This window comes from Zongyangia acetica (assembly GCF_038739695.1).
GTDB lineage: Bacteria > Bacillota > Clostridia > Oscillospirales > Ruminococcaceae > Zongyangia > Zongyangia gallinarum.
Window position 1 is genome coordinate 102073 of the sequence record NZ_JBBEWN010000005.1, and the last position, 18596, is coordinate 120668.

Here is an 18596-nt window from a genome sequence, read left to right on the forward strand (position 1 = left end):
CCTGCCTGTGTTTCAGTGTATGCGCAGGGGGACTCTGCCATGCGTAAAGCCAGTGCCAGCGGAAAGTTACCGCCGGCACTGGCGCCTTTCTATTGTTCTGTTTTCTGCCCCGGCTCCTGTTGCTTTTTCTCCTCTTTGGAAAAGAGCGAAGCTACTTTGTCCACTAGATCCGGCACCATGTTGATCAACCGGTCGCCAGTGTTGCCCTGGGCCGCCAACTGCAAAAGCTTCACCTCTCCCCCCGAAACGATGAGAAAACCAATGGGGGTAATGGACACACCGCCGCCGCTGCCGCCGCCGAAGGTCTCCTTGGGGTTCTGGGTCGGCCAGTCTGAGCCGCCGGAGCCAAAACCAAACGCCACCCTCGATATGGGAATAATCAAAATCCCGTCCGGTGTAGTGATGGGGTCGCCGATAATAGTGTTGACGTCCACCAGCTCCCGCAGTTTCTGCATAGCCGAATTCATCAGCCCTTCTATTGGATGTTCTGCCATTGTAGTGCACCACCTTGTCTTGATGATTGTTTCGCCTGTTGTTGCTTAAAAATAAACCGGAGAATCTCGACGCCGAACCCCAGCCCAATCCAGAGGGCGGCATAAGGCCGGATCTTCGCCTTGAAATGCAGCTTATAAATGTCTCCGCCCTCATACCGTGTAAAATCGGGGGCAATAGAGATGCTGCGGATTTTCAGCGTAAAAAAGTTGCGCAGGGATGCTGCTATCCCAGAGACAATACAGCAGATCCTGCTATAGCCCATGGCGGTTTCGTAGGCGTCCTCTCTGATAATTGTGGCACGAAACTGCACGTCGTAAACAGTAATTTTTCGCAGCGCTTTCTTCAGCGCCGTACCGGAGGCCTTGATCACCTCCATAATGATAGGAAAAAGGTCCTTCTTTTTCTCCTCTGGTTTCTTTGCTCCTTCCCCGCTCTTTTCCTCCTGGGGAGCTGTTTTTGCCGCCTTCTGTTTCTTGGGCTTGCGGGGCAATAACTGAAACCGCAGGAACAGATAGCCTAACTTTATGGATAAACTCTCTTCATAGGTAAAATGGAGGGTCACCGGCATCCACAACAGAAACGCCAAACATGCCAGAATTCCCAGGGTAATCCAAAGCCCTGTCATGGCATCGCCTCCTTTTACTCAGAGAGCCGGTGATTCATCGGTTCCTTGCTCCCTTGTTTCTTCCACTGTCCCGTCCTGGGCCTCTTCCTCTCTAGGCCTGGGCCGAGGCAGTTCCTCCAGGCTGGACACGCCAAAACACCGCAGAAAATTGGCAGTGGTCCGATAGGAGATGGGCCTTCCCGGAAGTTCCAGCCGTCCCGCTTCTTCCACCAGCCCTTTTTCTACCAGAGAGTTCACCACCGAGGAGCTGTCGATTCCCCGGATTTGCTCAATAAAGCTTTTGGTCACCGGCTCGTTGTAGGCCACGATGGAAAGCACCTCCATGGCCGCCTGGGACAAAGGCACATTCCGCCGGATATCCAACGCCTTTTTCACAAAGGGAGCATATTCCTCCCGGGTGGAAAGCTGATAGCTGTCAGCCAGCCGAAGGATTTGCAGGGCGCTTCCCGCCTGCTCATACTTATCCTGCAGCCGGGAAACCAGCCGGTCAACCAACTCCGTTTCCACCTCCAGTGCCTGGGAAAGCCTGTCCACGGAAATACTCTCCCCGCTGGCAAATAAAATTGCTTCCAGGGCACCTTCTAATTTACTGATTTCCAATTTAATTTTCACCGCCGTTTGTGGGTCGTATTCAGGGTAATTTCCCTGTTGTCGTCGCTGATGGTGACCCGGCCCGATTTGGCCAGCTCCAACACTCCCAAAAATGTGGCCACCAATTCCGACCGATCCTCCCCCCGCCGGAACAGGGAGGTCAAGGCCATGGTGCTCCTCTGATAGAGGTTGCGCAGGATAAAGAGAATCCGAGACGAAACGGATACCACCCGGCGGTGGACAATGCCGGAAAAGGCCGTCACCGGCGGAGGAAGCTTTCGTCCCGCTTTGCCCTGCACAGAATCATAAGCACGGAGCAGTTCTTCCGGCTGATGGGACCTGGTGTACAGAGTATCGACAGGAAGCTTGGCCGTCTCTCGGACAAACAGGTCAAATCCACAGAATTGGCCGGAAAGCTTCCCGGCAATTTCCTTTACTGCCTGGTATTCCAACAGCTCGCCGCTCAGCTCTCTCTTGAGCTCCTCCTGTTCCTCCTCATGGCGGGGCAGGAGGGAAACCGTCTTAATATGCACTAGCCTTGCCGCCATCTCTAAAAATTCGCTGGCCACTTCCATATCCTGCCGCTGCATCTGCTCAATATAGGCCAGATACTGCTCTAACAGGGCGGAAATTTCAATATCATAAATGTTGAGCTTGTGTTTAGCTATCAGATGCAGCAGCAGGTCTAAAGGGCCTTCAAACTCCTGCACCTTAAACGAAAGTTTCTCCATCGTTAAAGAAACATCCTCCCGATCACATCCACAAAGGAGGAGAGCAAGTTGATAAAATCCATCACCTTGTCGGCCAAAAATCCCAACACGCCATCCAGGGCACCTACAAAGATCAGTGCAAAGAGCACCAGCACAATATAGCGCTCATATTCCATAATTTTAAAATAGATGCGTTCCGGCAAGAACAGGGTGGCGATCCGGGAGCCGTCCAACGGCGGCACGGGGATCAGGTTGAAAACCGCCAGAGATACGTTGACCCAGGCCATGGAGGATATGATGGCGAGCAGCACCTGCAAAAACCATACATTGGCCAGACCTGTGATAATAAAGGTATATGCCAAAATCTTATACAGGATGGTGAGCAATAGCGCCACCACAATATTGGAGGCTGGGCCAGCCAACGCGGAAAGAGCCATGCCATATTTTCGGTTTTTAAAATTATAGGGATTGATGGGAACGGGTTTTGCCCAGCCGAAACCGGTCAGTACGAGCAGCACCGTACCAATGGGGTCCAGATGCGCCATAGGGTTCAGGGTCATCCTTCCCTGCCAGCGGGCTGTGGAATCTCCCAATTTGTTGGCTGCCCAAGCATGGGCGAATTCATGAACCGGTAGGATGAAAAAGGCGACCAGCGCTCGAGATAAGATCTGCAATAACATCTGCTGGACACTTGCACCGCTGAAAAAAAGAGGCACTTTAACAACTCCTTATCGTCAACCGTTTTTTAGGACGGAAATCTTCCATAATTCAGTAATCTCAATATTCATTATTATACAGAAGGGGCCTTGAAAATACAAGGGAAAGCCCCTCCCTAGCGGAAACTTTACGATTTTTTAAAAAAACGTCCAGATTTTCCTCGGAAAAGGCTTGCTTTTGTCAGGGAAATCTGATAAGATACAAATGTTGACTTTCTGTTAGCACAAAGGAGGTGCAGACACATGGCTAAATGCGACATCTGCGGAAAAGGTGTCACTTTTGGAATTAAGGTTTCCCATTCTCACAGACGTTCCAACAGAGCTTGGAAGCCCAATATTAAGCGCGTTAAGGCGATTGTCGACGGTTCCCCTCGCCACATCTACGCCTGCACCCGCTGCTTACGTTCCAACAAGGTGACCCGCGCTATCTAACCATAGTCAAGCAGAAATTGAAAGGCCGATCCACTGGATCGGCCTTTTTGATTTGTTATATTTGTTATTAAGTTTCTTCTGAAATATTTTTTAATCTATTCCCATATTTTTCTCTATTTGTTCTGATTTTCTATCTTTTTTCTTTATGAAATGTTATAATTAGTTAAATATTCATTAAGTGAGGGGATTGTTATGAAAAAACAAATCATATCCACCATTGGTATTTTTATCGCAATAGCGCTTCTGTGTATGGGGTTATTTACTAAAGTACCTCAAAAAGAAATTGATTTCACTAACTTTAACGGAAATGGTTATGAGGAATATGTTGGAGGGGATGCTTACAATATCCAGATTGAAGCCTCTTTACGTGGTGGGATAATTGCTGGAGCCAAAACATCGCGTGCAATTTATTTTTCAGGAGCTGCAATTGTCTTTTTGCTCTCGCTTTATGGCTTTATTGGCGATAACAAACATTTGGCAGATAGTGCTGAGACAGAAAACAAAACGGAATCTCGTAGTAAATTACTTGTTCCCGGTTTAAACAATTCTGAAAATGTTTCAAAGACTGATATTGTTATGCAGTCTGATGGAACTATTTTATGTCCCATGTGCAAAAAGAAAATCGACTTGGGCAGCACATTCTGTAGTCATTGTGGAACTCCCATAAATCTTCCAAAGGTGGACGACTAAAAATTAAAAAGGAATCGAGAGGATATAAAATGAGATGTAAGCAATGTGGAGAAAAAATTTCAATAACAGCAAAATACTGTAAACGTTGTGGAAATCCTGTAGAGAAACAAACCCGAAAACTGTTTGCTATTATTTTTCCCATAATTTTTTGTTTCATTTTAATCGCTATAGCTTTGGGCATTTATGTCCAATATGGCATCAATCAATATCATCAAATAAAGCAGTTGATCGAAGCCGAGAGCTTTAATGCAATTCAATTGCCAAACAACAATTATTTTATTGATACAAAACATAAAGTTTTAGAGGATTTCACCAACAAGGTAAATGAGTATGCAATTACTTCTTTGCAAGACGTTACTGAACAAAGAATCAATAAATTCACAGATTTTCGTGAATTCTATAATAAAATATCTATGACTTATAATATTACTGATAGCAATGTTGAAGCCTATATTAATGCTGTCTTAGATTTAGAAAAATATATAGATTATGTTCCCATGCAGGTGTTTTTCGAACTTGATTTTTTAGGGGATATCGAGGAAGTTACGAAAGACATTACTAAAGCCATGAATAGCCTACCATCTGAATATAGTATTAGTCTATTAAAAAATTGTGAAGGCGATCTAAAATTTATAGGTGGAGAGATAAATAATTATGTATACGACGAAGATCGGAACACAAATCCATATTTATACGATATAAGGATGGCTGTTTCATCTATAGAATATCGAGTATATCATATTTATACCCGTTCATTAGCAGATCCTAATTATTTACCATCAACAGAATTATCCGACATATTGGAAAATTTAAAAGAGATTATTGCAATTTCTGAAGAAGCAGCAGAACAAATCTCAAACGCAGGACAAGATATAGTTGCCTTACAAAAAATCGATATGGGTGATATTAACCCGAAAGGCAGTGGCTCTTTGGACACTTCTGAAAATATGGAAGTTTCTACCAAAAATAACTACATGAACTGGACCCTGTCTGACTGGTCCAGCGCCAGCCTGACAGAGCAGTCCTCCATCCTCATGGAAATCCTGGCAGAAGTAGATACAGACGCTTCCGCTCAGGACATCGGCGCTTCTTTAGGCTACTATCTGGGTATGGGCAAAACCATCGGCGACTTTGTCAACGACGCTAAAGCGGATCCCAGTGTGGTACAGAGCATGGATGACATTATGGCTGACCTAGAAGAGGATCTCAGTGGTCTCACTGAATAGACAACAGAATAAACAAATAAGAGCCCCCAAAATTAGGGGGCTTTTTTTATATAGTTCTCTATTTTCCTCTATATCTTTACCTAAGAATATGATACAATTTATTCAGATTCCAAATATTTAGGAGGGTGGAATATGAAAAAAATTTTGGTCATTTTGATGGCAATGTTGCTGGTGGTTAGCCTAGTAGCTTGTGGGAACAAGGCTCCAGACGGTTATGAAGACTGGACCTTATCCGACTGGTCCAACGCGTCCACCGACGATCAAAATGCCGTCGCAGAAGCAGTAATTAAAGCGGTTGATTCCGAAGCGGATCCAGAAGACGTTGGCGCGACCCTGGGGATGTACCTGGGCCTAGGCAGTACCGTCGGCGACTTTATTGAAGCCGCTCAAGAGGATCCCAGCATTATCCAAAGTGTAGATGATATTTTATCTAATCTACAAGAAAATCTCAGCAGCCTCACTGAATAAACAATAGGATAAAAAAACAAAGCTCCCTTGAGGGGGCTTTGTTTTTTATCCTATGAAAGCTGCCAAAGCACAGTACAATCGCTAAACGGCTTTGGAGGGATGCTCCTCCCGCCGCGGAAAAAGGGGGCCTGTCCGTCGGACAGGCCCCCTTTCTATGGACTATTTGTTATCTTTTCTTTTTGCCATGAATGGCTGTCGCACCAATTCCTACTCCTGCCAGGGCTAGAATCGCTACTCCAAGGGCAACTCCGCTGGTATCTCCAGTGTTCGGCGGCAGTTTGCCATCATCAGTAGAGTCTCCTGTTCCTCCAGCATTGCCAGAACCTGTGCTGCCACTTCCTTCCGGCCAATCCCAGTCGCCTCCGCCTACCTGGCCCTGGTTGGATCCAGGTATGCTGGTCATCGGAATCTCTACCGGCCCTTTCGCATAGCCGCACACTGTGCACTCTTCATGCTTCAGGCCCGTCTCATAGTTGGTCGCTTCTTTGTCAATCACCCATACAAAGCTGTGCTCCGCTTCCTCGTTCTTTGCTTGGCAGATCCCACACTCATGCCAATGGGTGTTCTCGTCATACTTCCACTCATCATCAAATATATGACCCTCTATGGTAATCACGATCGGCTCACTCTCTGTCTCTGCCGATACCAATGTTCCATCGCTTGCTTTTACCTTCACGGTATATCTGCCTGCTTCGGACACGTTCAGTGTATCTGCAGTGGCATCGGCAATAGCTACGCCATCCTTGTACCACTGGTAGGTATAGGTCATGCCGTCCAGCTCATGGCCCGCCGTAGCGGTGAGGACAGCCTCCGTCCCCACATGGGGGGTCAGTGGCTCCGCTTCCACATTAACGGTGGGCGCGTTGAGGCTCCAGACCACATCAAGTCTTGTAAGGGAACTGCTCACCGTATCGTTTTCAAAATCCCACATCTCGCCGGTAGAACGATTTCTCCAGCCCGCCAGGGTATATCCCGTCTTGGTAGGCGTCGGCGCATCTGCCGGATCGATCTTGCCGTCCATGATGACCCCATGCCGGTTATCCTTATACTCGTCGCCATTTTCATCGTAGAAGTAGACGATGCTCGCATCAGCCCATTTGAGAGTCTGACCGTCAATTCTAAATGTCTCGAATATAGCTCCGGAAACAAAGTCCTCCAAACTTGGCGTTAACCCAGCTGCATACTCTACAGCAACAATATCAAATATGTTGTTGCTGCGTGTGACCTCAATGGGATTCACCGGATCGAACTCTCCCACGACTTTAATAACGTAGCCATCTTCATAGTCGTTTTGGAAGAATACATCACCTGCAATTTCCGGACTGCCACTTAATTGGAGCGAAGGATACGCAGCGCTCCCATTATATCCATAAAGAGTGATCGCACTGCCCATTTTCTCATTTGTAGCCACATTTTCTTTAATAGTGCCGCCAGAAATCCGGAGAGTTGTGTCTGCGTCATAATAATATCCGAAGATTCCAGCACCTGTTCCATCGATAGCGGTGTTGCCGATAATCGAACCGCTCCTCATCTCAAACTGCGCGGGGGCCGTTATGCCTTGTACATAGACACCACCGCCGTAATAATCTGACTCGTTCTCGGTAATAACAGCACCATCTAAAACTGCCGATGCGGCAATTACGGCCACACCTGCTCCTTGCTCCGCAAAGTTGTTTTTAATCTCGCCACCGTTTAATGTCAAAGTACCTCTATCGGCGTCAATGCCGCCGCCCCATGTAGAAGCGGTATTGTTGGAAATCTCGCCGCCATTAATCACAGTGGTGCCGCAGGTATAAATTCCGCCGCCGCCAAAGCCATCAGTGGTAGAGTTGTCCTTGATCGTGCCGCCATTCATGGTAAGGTAACTGTTGTTATTCACATAGACAGCCGATGTTTTGTTATTCAAAATCTCAGTACCATTTTCAATGGTCAGGGTTCCGCCATTTGTGACAAACAGGAGATAGCTGTTAAAAGAAACCACAGCGTTTCCGCCGTCGATTGTGGTATTTCTCAGGGTGAGATTTGCTCCGTTTCCATCAACAGAAATCAGCTTTTCGTTAAAACCATCGGCGCGTTTGATGGTTACACCGTCCAAAGTAAGGGTAGAATCCACCGTCACCGTGCCGCAAACATAAATGATGCCGTCTTCGGATACCAAATTTATCGCATGTTCCAGGGTCTTGACCGCATGCTCAGCGTCTGCGCCTGTGTTGGCATCATCGCCGTTAATACCATCAACATAGACATTTTCCAACTTCTCTATGACAAAGTTGCCGCTGCCGTCTTCTACGGTGCCAAGACCTGGAGCAATGAAGCTGTCATCCGGTTTCTGGGAGTAGGTACCACCGGTAATGACAATTTCCTTCTCACCAGTTGCAGACAGGTCTTCTAGCATCTGCACCGCAGTGCCCTGTTCACTGGTAAAGGTTCCGCCTGTAATTTTAACCGAAACTTCTCTATTGTAGTTACCTTCTACATAGACCGCCGCGCCGGTATCATTGACGCCACTGTCTGCTCCCTGATCGGGATCACTGGCTACACCGGTACCGGTAATCTCAGCATTTCCAGAGATAGTAACTTCTCCGCCTTTCACGGCGACGCCTGTTGTTCCCGTAATTTTGGTCCCGTCAATTGTCAGAGTACTGTCTGCCGGCGGAAAATAAATGCCGATTGAGTTGGTCGCAATAACCGAGCCGCCCTTTAAATTGATGTGAATTCCTGTGCTTGTACCATTTGTAACAATGCCATAATCATCCGCATCGCTTCCGTTTGCTGTTAAATCCACATTTTCTAAATTAAGCGTTACATTGTTATAAACAATGGGATCTCCTATGCCGACATTGCTTGGTATGCCTACCTCTGCACCGGTTCCATTTGCCGACACCATCGTTCCATTTTTGACGGTGAGAGTAGCATTATTTGTATTGGCACGAATCACAGCAGTACTATTGCTGGTGACAGTGTGTCCATTTAGATCCAGTGTAAGGCTTTCTTCCGAATTGATAGAGATTGTGCCCTCATAATCGTTGAGCAAAACCGCCGTCTTGTTCGTATCATTCCTGGCTGCCTGGACAAAGCTTCCATGGACATACTGTTTGCCATCGTCATGGGTTGCCAAAAATCCACCGGAAGTAATATATGCTGCGATCTCATCGGTGTATTCGATATACGCGCTTGTGCCTAATTCAATACACGTACCGTTCTGCTCTCTAGATACCAGTTCAATCTTCTCGCCCAATGTCAACGGCATTGCTTTCATGCTATTACCAGAATGAGCATGCAGCGGGATGGCTGCTGTAATCGTAGCAGTATTGGCCCCACTGTTGCGTACTGTCACACCCAGCTCGCCTTCCGCAAATCCGGAATCAGATGTAATTTCCAATCCATATCCATTTTCTGCGGTATTGGTAATGCTGTAGCCATTGAGATCCACAACAGCATTATCTACCTTAATTGTAACATCTTGATTCCCCTCATAATTTTTGAGGAGTATCAGAGTCTGATTGTCCTTCAAATCTTGTGCTGCCTTGACCAAAGAAGCATAATAAACGCCATCTATCTCAGCCGCCGCGTTCTCTTCAGTCAGCCTAGCTACCTGCCAATGACCATCCACCTCAGTGCACATCATGCCTGCCGGTAAATAACTGGAAACATCCTGCTCAAACCAGCAGTTGAGAACAAAGCCTGTTCCCACGGTTCCAAAGACTTTTCCTACAGTGCCGCTGTTAAGAGCAATTTGTGCGTTAGCACTGCTTGCATAAACAGCCGAAACATAAACTTTTCCGGCTTCCTCTTCTGTTTGTGTAGAGCCTGTGGGTACAGCACCGACATTAACAACCGATGAAGCGGCGGAAGCGGAAATACCCCTGATGCTTCCCTCGATCCGTCCACCGGTTACATTCGCTGTGCCGCTTATATTGACAAGCAGCACATAAGTGGCATTGTTTTGTGTCTGACGGGCAATTCCGCCTGTCATTACAAAGGTATTGCCTTTTCCGATTCTTGCAACCGCGCTCCATCCTGTTCCTTCTAGCGTTCCGCTTTCCAGGGTGACAGTGTTGCTTCCAGCTGTATTCATGTCGACAATGTAATCGGTACCGGTGATTTTTCCGGTCGTATCAGCACTATTATCTTGGATCGTAAGATTGCCGCCTGAAATTTTCAGGCTATAACTCCCAGTCGTTAATGTCTGGCCATTCAGATCCAATGTGACATCTTTCGCAATCGTTACATCAGAAGTAAGCGCAAAGCTTTCCTCCAGCGTGACTTCGCCTCCAGCTGTCACTGCTTCTAGAAAACTCGCCTCGTCAGTTACGGGAGCAGCCGCCAGTGGCGTCATATTTCCCTGATTGGCAGAGGAACCGTTTTCTGAGAGGTCTTGATCAGGCTCTTCCTCCACCACACAATCCCCCTCATGGCCATCTGCCAGGATACACCCCTCTGTGATCTGGCAAGGGGCGGTTTCGCCTGCCTGCGGATCAATCTCGATTGCCAGCGCAGTACCCGGCAACATCGTCAGTACCATCACCAGCACTAGGAATGCCGCAAGCATTCTGCTCAATTTTGACTTTTTCATGCTCCTTTTTTCCTTTCTTTTTATTTTTATGAAAAAAACATAAAAGGCGCTTCTTACCCCTACTTAAACGGGCAGAACACACCTTCAGAAATTTCAATGCTTTTGTTTTTAAAAAGGGATGGGACTATGTCAAACTTGTTAGAACACATATCTTCCGCCACCTTTTCAAACGAAACAAATATCTTCTCAGTCTCATATATTCTTTGCTTAATTCTACCATGGAGATTCTCATTTTTCAAGTGAAATCACGCTGGCTACGGTGTGATTCTCTCTTTGGATATATGATAAATAAATTTTACATTAACTTTATCTTGATTTACGGACATCTTGACAAAGCAACAGTAGAATAAATATAACATATTGCATAATGGGACAGATATTGTTTTTAAGAAGACGGTAACAGGAGAGTGTTTTGTATGAAACGGATTATCGCTTTGCTGCTCTTAGTTTCTGCTTTGCTCATGTCATGTACAGGCTGTTATTTTGAAGGCAGCGACGACGGAGGGGCAGATACAGTTTTGGGCAACGGCCGTTCTGTATTGCGAATTGTTTCTGGTTCTGAAAACGCAGAATTAGAGCCTATTCTTGAAAAATTTGCACAAAAAGAAAATATTCGCATTGAGATGACCTATCTGGGTTCTTTAGACATTATGCGTCTTTTAAGCGAAGACAATATCCCTTATGACGCTGTGTGGCCTGCCAGTAGTTTATGGTTAACGGTCGGCGACACAAACCACCGGGTCAAACATACAGAGTCGATATCAATTACCCCTGTGGTATTTGGCATCCGTAAAAATCTGGCAGAAAATCTGGGGTTTATAAATCAAGAGGTATCAGTAAATGATCTATTGAAAGCTATTCAAAATGGATCGCTCAGTTTCTGTATGACTAGTGCGACCCAGTCTAATTCTGGTGCTAGCGCTTACATTGGATTTCTATATGCACTTTTAGGAAATCCAGAGGTCATCAATTCAGAGGATTTACAAAGTGAAAGCTTAAAAAATCAAATGCGTGACCTACTCTCCGGTGTCGATCGTTCTTCTGGAAGTTCAGATTGGCTAAAAAATATGTTTTTGGAAGGCAATTATGATGCTATGGTCAATTATGAATGCTTGATTATCCAGGCCAACGAGGAGTTAGAGGCCCGCGGTGAGGAACCGTTGTATGTGGTCTATCCCTATGATGGGCTTTCCTTGGCGGATTCTCCACTGGGATATGTGGATCACAACGATGATAAGAAAGAAACTGCGTTTTTAAAGCTCCAAGAATATCTTCTCTCTACAGATGTGCAGAATGAAATTCAGCGTACTGGACGTCGTTCGAGTTACACCGGGGTATCTGAGGAAAACAAAGACATATTTCGGTCGGATTGGGGACTACAACCTGATCGCGTGCTTTCGCCTATCAAAATGCCGGCAGCAGATGTATTGTTTGAGTGCTTAAATCTGTATCAGACCGATTTTAAAAAGCCTTCTCTTAACATCTACTGCTTGGATTATTCAGGCAGTATGAGCGGTGACGGCAACGAACAGTTGGTAAAAGCTATGGAACAATTGCTCATTCAAGAAAACGCCGCTAAAAACTTTCTCCAAGCCTCTAAAAATGAGGTTAATATCCTAATACCTTTTAATAGTGGTGTTATTACTACTTATACAGCTACCGGTGCCGGAGACGAATTAGAAGCGCTTTATGAAAAAGTAAAAAATCAGCCTGTAGGGGGTGGCACCAATATGTATGCGGCAGCAGTTCAGGGGCTGAAAATGCTACAGGATTTCGACTTATCTCAATATACCCCCGCCATCATTCTACTCACCGATGGGCAATCAGGCGGCTCCATCTACGATTTCGAATCTGTATATACACAGTTGGGGAAAGAGATTCCCGTCTTTTCCATTATGTTTGGAGACGCCGATGAAGATCAACTAGAAGAATTGGCGCAATATACCAATGCCCGGGTATTTGATGGACGCGACAACCTGACTGAGGCATTCCAAACCGTAAAGGGGTATAACTGATGAAAGATACCTCAAGGATGCTGATTTCCACTATAATTGCGGCAGCACTTTTTCTTCTGATGTTTTTGTTGCTAAAATGGAATTTGATCTTCTGTATTCTGTTATGTATCGGCGTATATTTTGGCTTGTTCCTTCTTTTGAAGCCTAAGCAAAAAATTGCTGGTATCTCCATTGAGTTTATACCCGAAGAAGAGGAAATTCGAAAATTATTAGAAGACGCTCAAGCTGATTTTATTGAGATTGACAGCGCAATTAAATCCATCTCTGACTCTTCTGTTAAAGTAGATGCTCAGACATTGTATGATACTGGCAAAAGGATTCTTTTATATCTTAAAGAAAATCCTACGAAGATCAATTTGGCACGTCGTTTCTTTACCTATTACTTGGACACAGCAGCTAAACTTCTCCGCCGGTATGTAGATTTGCAAAATACAAAACTACATGCAGAGAAGGTAACAACAATTCTCCAAAAGACGGCAGAAGCGCTTCCAGTGCTTAATAGTGCTTTTGAAAAACAGTTCACCCATCTGATGGAGGGAGAGCTTCTCGATGTGGAAGTCGACATTGAACTTCTGAAAAACGCCTTGGAAATGGAGGATTGAAAATGAAAACAAAGTTACTCGGATTGGGCATCCTAGCCATCGTTGTAATATCCGCCATTGTTTATGTACGGTACAGCAGCGGTCAAACAATTACAGAGATCCATGGCTATGTGGGTGGTGAAAAAATTGGCTTGCTAGAAGATGAAGAAATTCAGAATCTTTTGAAAGATAGGTATAAATTAGCCATTGATTACACAAAACTGGGTTCCATTGACATGATCACCGCCGATGTTGAAGGAAAGAACTTTTTGTTCCCCTCCAACCAGACGGCATTGGAACTTTATGAACAGGCAAACGGTGAGCCAGTGAAAAGTGAAATTATTCTAAATACTCCTATTGTATTATATACTCGCAGCGCAGTAGCCCAGGCGATGATTGCTGAAGGAATTGTTAGTATATCAGACGGCGTCTATTCAGTAGATATGAAAAAACTGGTAGAAGCCATTGAGTCCGGAACAACTTGGGAAGAAATTGGGCTTTCGCAACTTTATGGTAGTATTTCGGTAGGGACCACCGACCCTACCAAATCAAATTCCGGTAATATGTTTGCCGGGCTTTTAGCTAACACCCTTTGCAATGGTGTAGCTGATGAGAATAACCTTAATGAAATTCTCCCCAGGTTGCAAAATATCTTTCAGAAACTTGGATATATGGAAAGCTCTTCATCAGATCTATTTGATCAATTTTTAAAAACAGGCATGGGCGCTAAACCCTTGATTGCTGGATACGAGAACCAGCTCCTAGAGTTTGCCGTAAACAATGCCGAAGTATGGGAACAGGTAAAAAAAGATATTGTTATGCTCTACCCAACGCCTACCGTCTGGTCATCTCATGTGTATATCTCTTTGGATGAAAGCGGGAATGTCGGAATCGATGCCTTACTGGACGAGGACATTCAACGTATCGCTTGGGAAAAACACGGATTTCGTACCGGGGTATATGATGTCCCCACTAGAGCCGAAAATTTCGGTGTGTCCGGACTGGCTGAAGAAATCACCCAGGTAGCGCCAATGCCGGATGCCAATACAATGGAGCAGATCATTCAGGCTCTTCAGTAAAAGTAAAACATATTAATTACCTAAAAAATTGCTCATGTCATTTTTTAAGTATTACACCCATTTCAAAAAATATCATTCTTGATGGTTTCGAAATTATAGACAAAAGCCGCGGAAAACCCGCGGCTTTTTGTAATTTTTAATATATCTCAGCCCTTTAGTTTTACAGCCGTCCCATAGGCCATGACCTCGGAACAGCCCTGCATAATAGAAGAGGTAGAAATGAGCAATCCCACAATGGCGTCGGCGCCCAAGGCCTGGGCCTGCTGCACCATGCGGCTGATGGAGATTTCCCTTGCCTGGTCCATCATTTCGGTATAGTCCCTGATCTCACCGCCTACCATGCTTTTAAACCCCGCCATGAAGTCTTTTCCGATATTCTTCGACTGCACGACGCTGCCTCGAACCAGGCCTACCACCCGTTCAATTTCCATTCCCGGAACCGTGTGTGTTGTCACAATAATCATTTCTTCACCCCTTCGATCATGATTGCGGCCATCTTCTACAGCCACAGCCCTATTGTAACAATGACAAAGGCCGCTGTCCATTGGACTTTGATCACAATTTGGTTACTTTTCTTTTTTCTGTCCAAACTTGTATTCTGTGCCCGCAATAATCCGCTTGATGTTCTCCCGATGGAGATACAGCACGATCAGTCCAATGAGGGCGGCGAACAGGGTATTAATCAGGGCAGGTTCTCCCGTTACCCGCAACACAATATAGGTGACAATGGGGTAGGAAATGGCATCCACAATGGAGCCCAGGGACACCATCTTGGAAATGCCAAACGCGATGAGAAACTCTGCCAACAAAATCAGCAGGGTGATTGGATTAATCACCAGGATAATGCCAGCGGAGGTCAGCACGCCCTTTCCGCCTTTAAATCCAAAATAGATAGGATACATATGGCCGAGAAGGGCAAACAGGCCCGCTACATAGGCCCCGTCAAAAGAGGTAACCCCAAATAAAGAGAAGAAAAGCCTGCCCAGCAGCACCGCCACAATTCCCTTGCCAAAGTCACCTAGGAGGGTCAGCGCTGCCGGTACCTTGCCGAAGTTGCGAAGCACATTGGTCATCCCAGCGTTGCCGCTGCCATAATCCCGCACATCTTTTTTGGAGTACAGCTTGCTGACAATCACCGCAAAGCTTATGCTCCCGATTAGATAAGCACAGACAGCCGAGGCCAAAATCGCCCAGAAAGTATTCATCAAATCGCCCTTCCTTCTTTGGACATATCCGTCCGTTGCATTGGTTTCCGGTCTATTTATCTCCCCTCTCCCGCACAATCATGCGGATGGGGGTACCGTCCAGCTGGAACGTCTCCCGGATCTGATTTTCCAGATAACGCTGGTAGGAAAAGTGGAACAGCTCCGCCCGGTTGACAAAACAGACAAAGGTGGGCGGCTTGGTGGAAGCCTGGGTCATGTAGTAAATCTTCAGCCGCTTTCCTTTGTCCGACGGCGGCTGTACCCGGGCGGTGGCATAGGCCAGCATATCATTGAGCATGCCGGTGGTAATACGCATGGAATTCTTTTCATGGACGTGCCGGATGAGATCATATAGTTTCTCCACCCGCTGTCCTCTCAGCGCGGAAATGAAGAGGAACGGTACATAGGACATAAAGCTGAAATCGTTCTCCAGCTTCTTTTTAAATTCGTTCATGGTGTTTCCGTCTTTTTCCACCGCATCCCATTTGTTGACAGCTACAACACAGCCCTTGCCCTGTTCATGGGCATAGCCTGCCACCTTGGAATCCTGCTCGGTAAAGCCAACGGTGGCGTCGATGACGATCACCGCCACATCAGCCCGATCCACCGCCATATAAGCCCGCAGAACGCTGTAACGCTCCACCGCCTCTTCCACCTTGCTCTTGCGGCGGATGCCGGCGGTATCGATAAATACATATTTGCCGTGCTCGTTTTCTATGACTGTATCTGTGGCGTCTCGGGTGGTTCCCGCAATATTAGAAACAATGACCCGTTCCTCCCCTGCAATCCGGTTGATGAGGGAGGATTTTCCCACGTTGGGCTTTCCGATCACCGCCACCTTGATATAATCATCCCCATATTCCTCTTCCTTATCAAAATCCAAATGCTCAAACACCGCGTCCAACAGATCACCGGTGCCGTGACCATGGACAGAGGAAACAGGATAGGGATCGCCCAAGCCCAGATTGTAAAACTCGTAAAAATCCGGGGGAACTTCTCCCAGAGAATCGCATTTGTTGACGCACAACACCACAGGCTTGCCGCTTTTTTGCAGCATCATGGCGATGTCCGCGTCGTTGGCGGTCACACCGGATTTCAGATCCACCACCAAGATGATAACATCTGCCTTTTCAATGGCAAGCTGCGCCTGCCGCCGCATCTGCGAAAGGATCACATCATCGGTTCTGGGCTCGATGCCTCCGGTGTCCACCAGCATAAACTGCTGGCCCCTCCATTCGCACTCGGAATAAATCCGGTCCCGGGTGACACCTGGGGTGTCCTCCACAATGGATAGACGCTTTCCGATCAGTTTATTAAAAAGGGTGGATTTGCCCACATTAGGCCGGCCCACCACTGCTACCACTGGTTTTGCCATAAATGCCTCCTTACTGCCTGGAAAGGCACTTTGTTTTCCCCCATACCGCAAAATTTCACAGTATGAGAGTTTGTTCACTCACCATATTTTCTATTCATATGCCGACTTTTCCCCCAAAAGGGCATCGACAAAATCATGGCCGTCATTTTCCACCAGGCGGACGGTAACGCCCAAAGCCTGCTCCACCTCTTCCACCGTCTGATCATCCAGAAAGCGGTCCTTCTCATGGCGGAGCATCACCGCCGGGATGAGGAGGGTATCGCCCAGTTGTTTTCCCCGGAGCTGGTCGACAAGATCGGTAGCTGTCACCAAACCTGCCACCGTGATACTTTCCCCAAAATAACGATTGACAATGGGGACAACCTGCACCCTTACATCCGGGAACACCCCAGCCACCTTATCCACCATCTGCTGGATAAAAGGGCCGGCTCCCGTGCCGGTAGCTAGGGTGCAAAGCTTCCCGCTTCCCCGGCGTCCATCAGGATTTTGAAGCTCAAAGTCGATTTCGTTTTCCAGAGAGGCAAAAAGGCCTACCCCGTTTTCCAGCTGGTCAAATTCTCCATAATAGTCGGCGTCCGGCATGGGCCACTGGGCTTTGAGATAAAATTCATCGGCAGGATAGCACAGCCGGCTGCCAAGACGCCTCTCGTATTGATCGCCAAAGGCATTGACCGTCTCGATGACCTGTCGCGCCCCCTCTTTTGTATATCCCTCCAAGGGGTAAAGCCCTTCCCGGAAACGGGTCAGTCCCACAGGGACACAGGCAATACTCTGCACCCCCGGATACATTTCTCCCAAATCCCGCAGACTTTTTTCCAGATAAGGGCCGTCGTTGATGCCGGGACAGAGAACCAGCTGGGTGTTGACCTTGATTCCTGCCTCGCATAAGAGACGAATATATTCCAGGGAATCCGCGGCCTTGGGATTTTTCATCATCTGCACCCGCAGCTGCGGATCGGTGGTGTGGACGGAGATGTTGATGGGACTAATCCGCATCTTGATAATCCGATCAATTTCCTGGCGGCTGAGGTTGGTCATGGTGATATAATTGCCGAAAAAGAAGGAGAGCCGGTCATCGTCATCCTTAAAATACAGGGACTCCCGCATCCCCGGGGGCATCTGATCCACAAAGCAGAAGATGCACTTATTCTTGCAGCTGTGCTGCCGGTCCATCAGGTAGGTTTCAAATTCCAACCCTAGGTCTTCATATTCATCCTTGCGAAGGCGCACCATCCGCTCTTTGCCATCAGCCTGCTGCAGCAGGATCCGCAGCCGCCGTTCCGTCATATAAAAGCGGTAGTCCAGCACATCAGCGATGGGATGCCCATTAATTTCCAGCAATTTCTCCCCCGCTTCAATCCCATGCCTCTGGGCGGGAGAGCCTGACTCCACCTGTTTAATCCATACTCCCATACAAAAAGCCTGTCCTCATTCCCTTTTTGCCCGGATTCGTTACTTTTAGTATACACAATCTCTGGGCCGATGAAAATAGATATCTTACATGATCTTTTTATTTTTGCCCGAAAATCAAAAGAACAGGGAAGGAATCCTCCTCCCCTGTTCTTTGAGGAAACTCACTACGCTTCCTTTTTGATAACCTCTCTGCCCTTATAGAATCCGCAGTTGCCGCAAACTCTGTGGGCCAGTTTCAGCTCACCGCACTGTGTGCATTTGGAAAAAGCGGGAGCATCCATCTTCCATACATTGGAGCGTCTCTTATCGCGTCTTGCTTTGGAAACCTTTCTCTTTGGTACCGCCATGCTCAGCACCTCCTTAACCTGCGAAATCACGACGAAACATCGTCACTGTCAA

General features: G+C 46.8%; 18 protein-coding genes. 7 read left to right on the plus strand and 11 right to left on the minus strand.

The window, feature by feature from the left end:
- Positions 1–89: 89 nt before the first annotated feature.
- The 5 genes from ytfJ to WGC32_RS06180 are packed head-to-tail and all read right to left on the minus strand — an operon-like array spanning position 90 to position 3137.
- The gene (ytfJ, locus tag WGC32_RS06160; protein ID WP_342681055.1) at positions 90–494 is read right to left on the minus strand and encodes a GerW family sporulation protein; all 405 of its coding nucleotides are present in this window, start codon (positions 492–494) and stop codon (positions 90–92) included.
- A complete protein-coding gene (locus WGC32_RS06165; protein WP_342681056.1) occupies positions 476–1120 on the minus strand; it encodes a DUF2953 domain-containing protein in 645 nt (214 codons plus the stop codon). Before WGC32_RS06165 ends, ytfJ begins: the two co-directional genes overlap by 19 nt.
- Positions 1121–1138: 18 nt before the next feature.
- Positions 1139–1720: an SMC-Scp complex subunit ScpB gene (gene scpB / locus WGC32_RS06170; RefSeq protein WP_342681057.1), complete on the minus strand. Its 582-nt coding sequence runs from the start codon at positions 1718–1720 to the stop codon at positions 1139–1141.
- A gap of 8 nt (positions 1721–1728) precedes the next feature.
- Entirely contained in the window at positions 1729–2442 is a 714-nt protein-coding gene (locus tag WGC32_RS06175) for a segregation and condensation protein A (RefSeq protein WP_342681058.1), read from the minus strand.
- 2 nt (positions 2443–2444) lie between these two features.
- Entirely contained in the window at positions 2445–3137 is a 693-nt protein-coding gene (locus tag WGC32_RS06180; protein WP_224771868.1) for a site-2 protease family protein, read from the minus strand.
- Positions 3138–3380: 243 nt separating this feature from the next.
- On the opposite strand from WGC32_RS06180, the gene rpmB reads away from it, so the two are divergent.
- The 4 genes from rpmB (at position 3381) to WGC32_RS06200 (ending at position 5953) form a co-directional block, all read left to right on the plus strand.
- Positions 3381–3569, plus strand: a complete 189-nt coding sequence (rpmB, locus tag WGC32_RS06185) for a 50S ribosomal protein L28 (RefSeq protein ID WP_191483301.1) — start codon at positions 3381–3383, stop codon at positions 3567–3569.
- Positions 3570–3761: 192 nt separating this feature from the next.
- Complete coding sequence (locus WGC32_RS06190; protein ID WP_342681059.1) at positions 3762–4259, plus strand: zinc ribbon domain-containing protein; 498 nt, start codon at positions 3762–3764, stop codon at positions 4257–4259.
- A gap of 29 nt (positions 4260–4288) precedes the next feature.
- Positions 4289–5485, plus strand: coding sequence for a zinc ribbon domain-containing protein (locus WGC32_RS06195; protein ID WP_342681060.1), 1197 nt, complete (start codon positions 4289–4291; stop codon positions 5483–5485).
- A gap of 132 nt (positions 5486–5617) precedes the next feature.
- Positions 5618–5953, plus strand: a complete 336-nt coding sequence (locus WGC32_RS06200) for a lipoprotein (RefSeq protein WP_191510064.1) — start codon at positions 5618–5620, stop codon at positions 5951–5953.
- 166 nt (positions 5954–6119) lie between these two features.
- On the opposite strand, the gene WGC32_RS06205 is transcribed toward WGC32_RS06200, so the two are convergent.
- Positions 6120–10529, minus strand: a complete 4410-nt coding sequence (locus tag WGC32_RS06205; protein WP_342681061.1) for a beta strand repeat-containing protein — start codon at positions 10527–10529, stop codon at positions 6120–6122.
- Positions 10530–10945: 416 nt separating this feature from the next.
- On the opposite strand from WGC32_RS06205, the gene WGC32_RS06210 reads away from it, so the two are divergent.
- From WGC32_RS06210 to WGC32_RS06220, 3 genes are read left to right on the plus strand one after another with little or no spacing between them, the layout of a single operon-like run.
- Positions 10946–12544 (plus strand): substrate-binding domain-containing protein, encoded by a 1599-nt coding sequence (locus WGC32_RS06210; RefSeq protein ID WP_191482987.1) that lies wholly within the window; start codon positions 10946–10948, stop codon positions 12542–12544.
- Positions 12544–13146 (plus strand): 5-bromo-4-chloroindolyl phosphate hydrolysis family protein, encoded by a 603-nt coding sequence (locus tag WGC32_RS06215; RefSeq protein ID WP_191482986.1) that lies wholly within the window; start codon positions 12544–12546, stop codon positions 13144–13146. Before WGC32_RS06210 ends, WGC32_RS06215 begins: the two co-directional genes overlap by 1 nt.
- 2 nt (positions 13147–13148) lie before the next feature.
- Positions 13149–14204 (plus strand): hypothetical protein, encoded by a 1056-nt coding sequence (locus WGC32_RS06220; RefSeq protein ID WP_342681062.1) that lies wholly within the window; start codon positions 13149–13151, stop codon positions 14202–14204.
- A 146-nt stretch (positions 14205–14350) separates the two neighbouring features.
- Here the strand turns inward: WGC32_RS06220 and WGC32_RS06225 are convergent, their stop codons facing one another.
- From WGC32_RS06225 to rpmF, 5 genes are all read right to left on the minus strand, one after another.
- Positions 14351–14668, minus strand: a complete 318-nt coding sequence (locus WGC32_RS06225; RefSeq protein WP_191482990.1) for a heavy metal-binding domain-containing protein — start codon at positions 14666–14668, stop codon at positions 14351–14353.
- 102 nt (positions 14669–14770) lie between these two features.
- The gene (gene plsY, locus WGC32_RS06230) at positions 14771–15409 is read right to left on the minus strand and encodes a glycerol-3-phosphate 1-O-acyltransferase PlsY (RefSeq protein WP_342681063.1); all 639 of its coding nucleotides are present in this window, start codon (positions 15407–15409) and stop codon (positions 14771–14773) included.
- A 52-nt stretch (positions 15410–15461) separates the two neighbouring features.
- Complete coding sequence (der, locus tag WGC32_RS06235) at positions 15462–16784, minus strand: ribosome biogenesis GTPase Der (protein ID WP_342681064.1); 1323 nt, start codon at positions 16782–16784, stop codon at positions 15462–15464.
- A 90-nt stretch (positions 16785–16874) separates the two neighbouring features.
- Positions 16875–18197, minus strand: coding sequence for a DUF512 domain-containing protein (locus WGC32_RS06240; RefSeq protein WP_342681065.1), 1323 nt, complete (start codon positions 18195–18197; stop codon positions 16875–16877).
- A 164-nt stretch (positions 18198–18361) separates the two neighbouring features.
- Positions 18362–18544, minus strand: a complete 183-nt coding sequence (rpmF, locus tag WGC32_RS06245; RefSeq protein WP_191509639.1) for a 50S ribosomal protein L32 — start codon at positions 18542–18544, stop codon at positions 18362–18364.
- Positions 18545–18596: the final 52 nt, after the last annotated feature.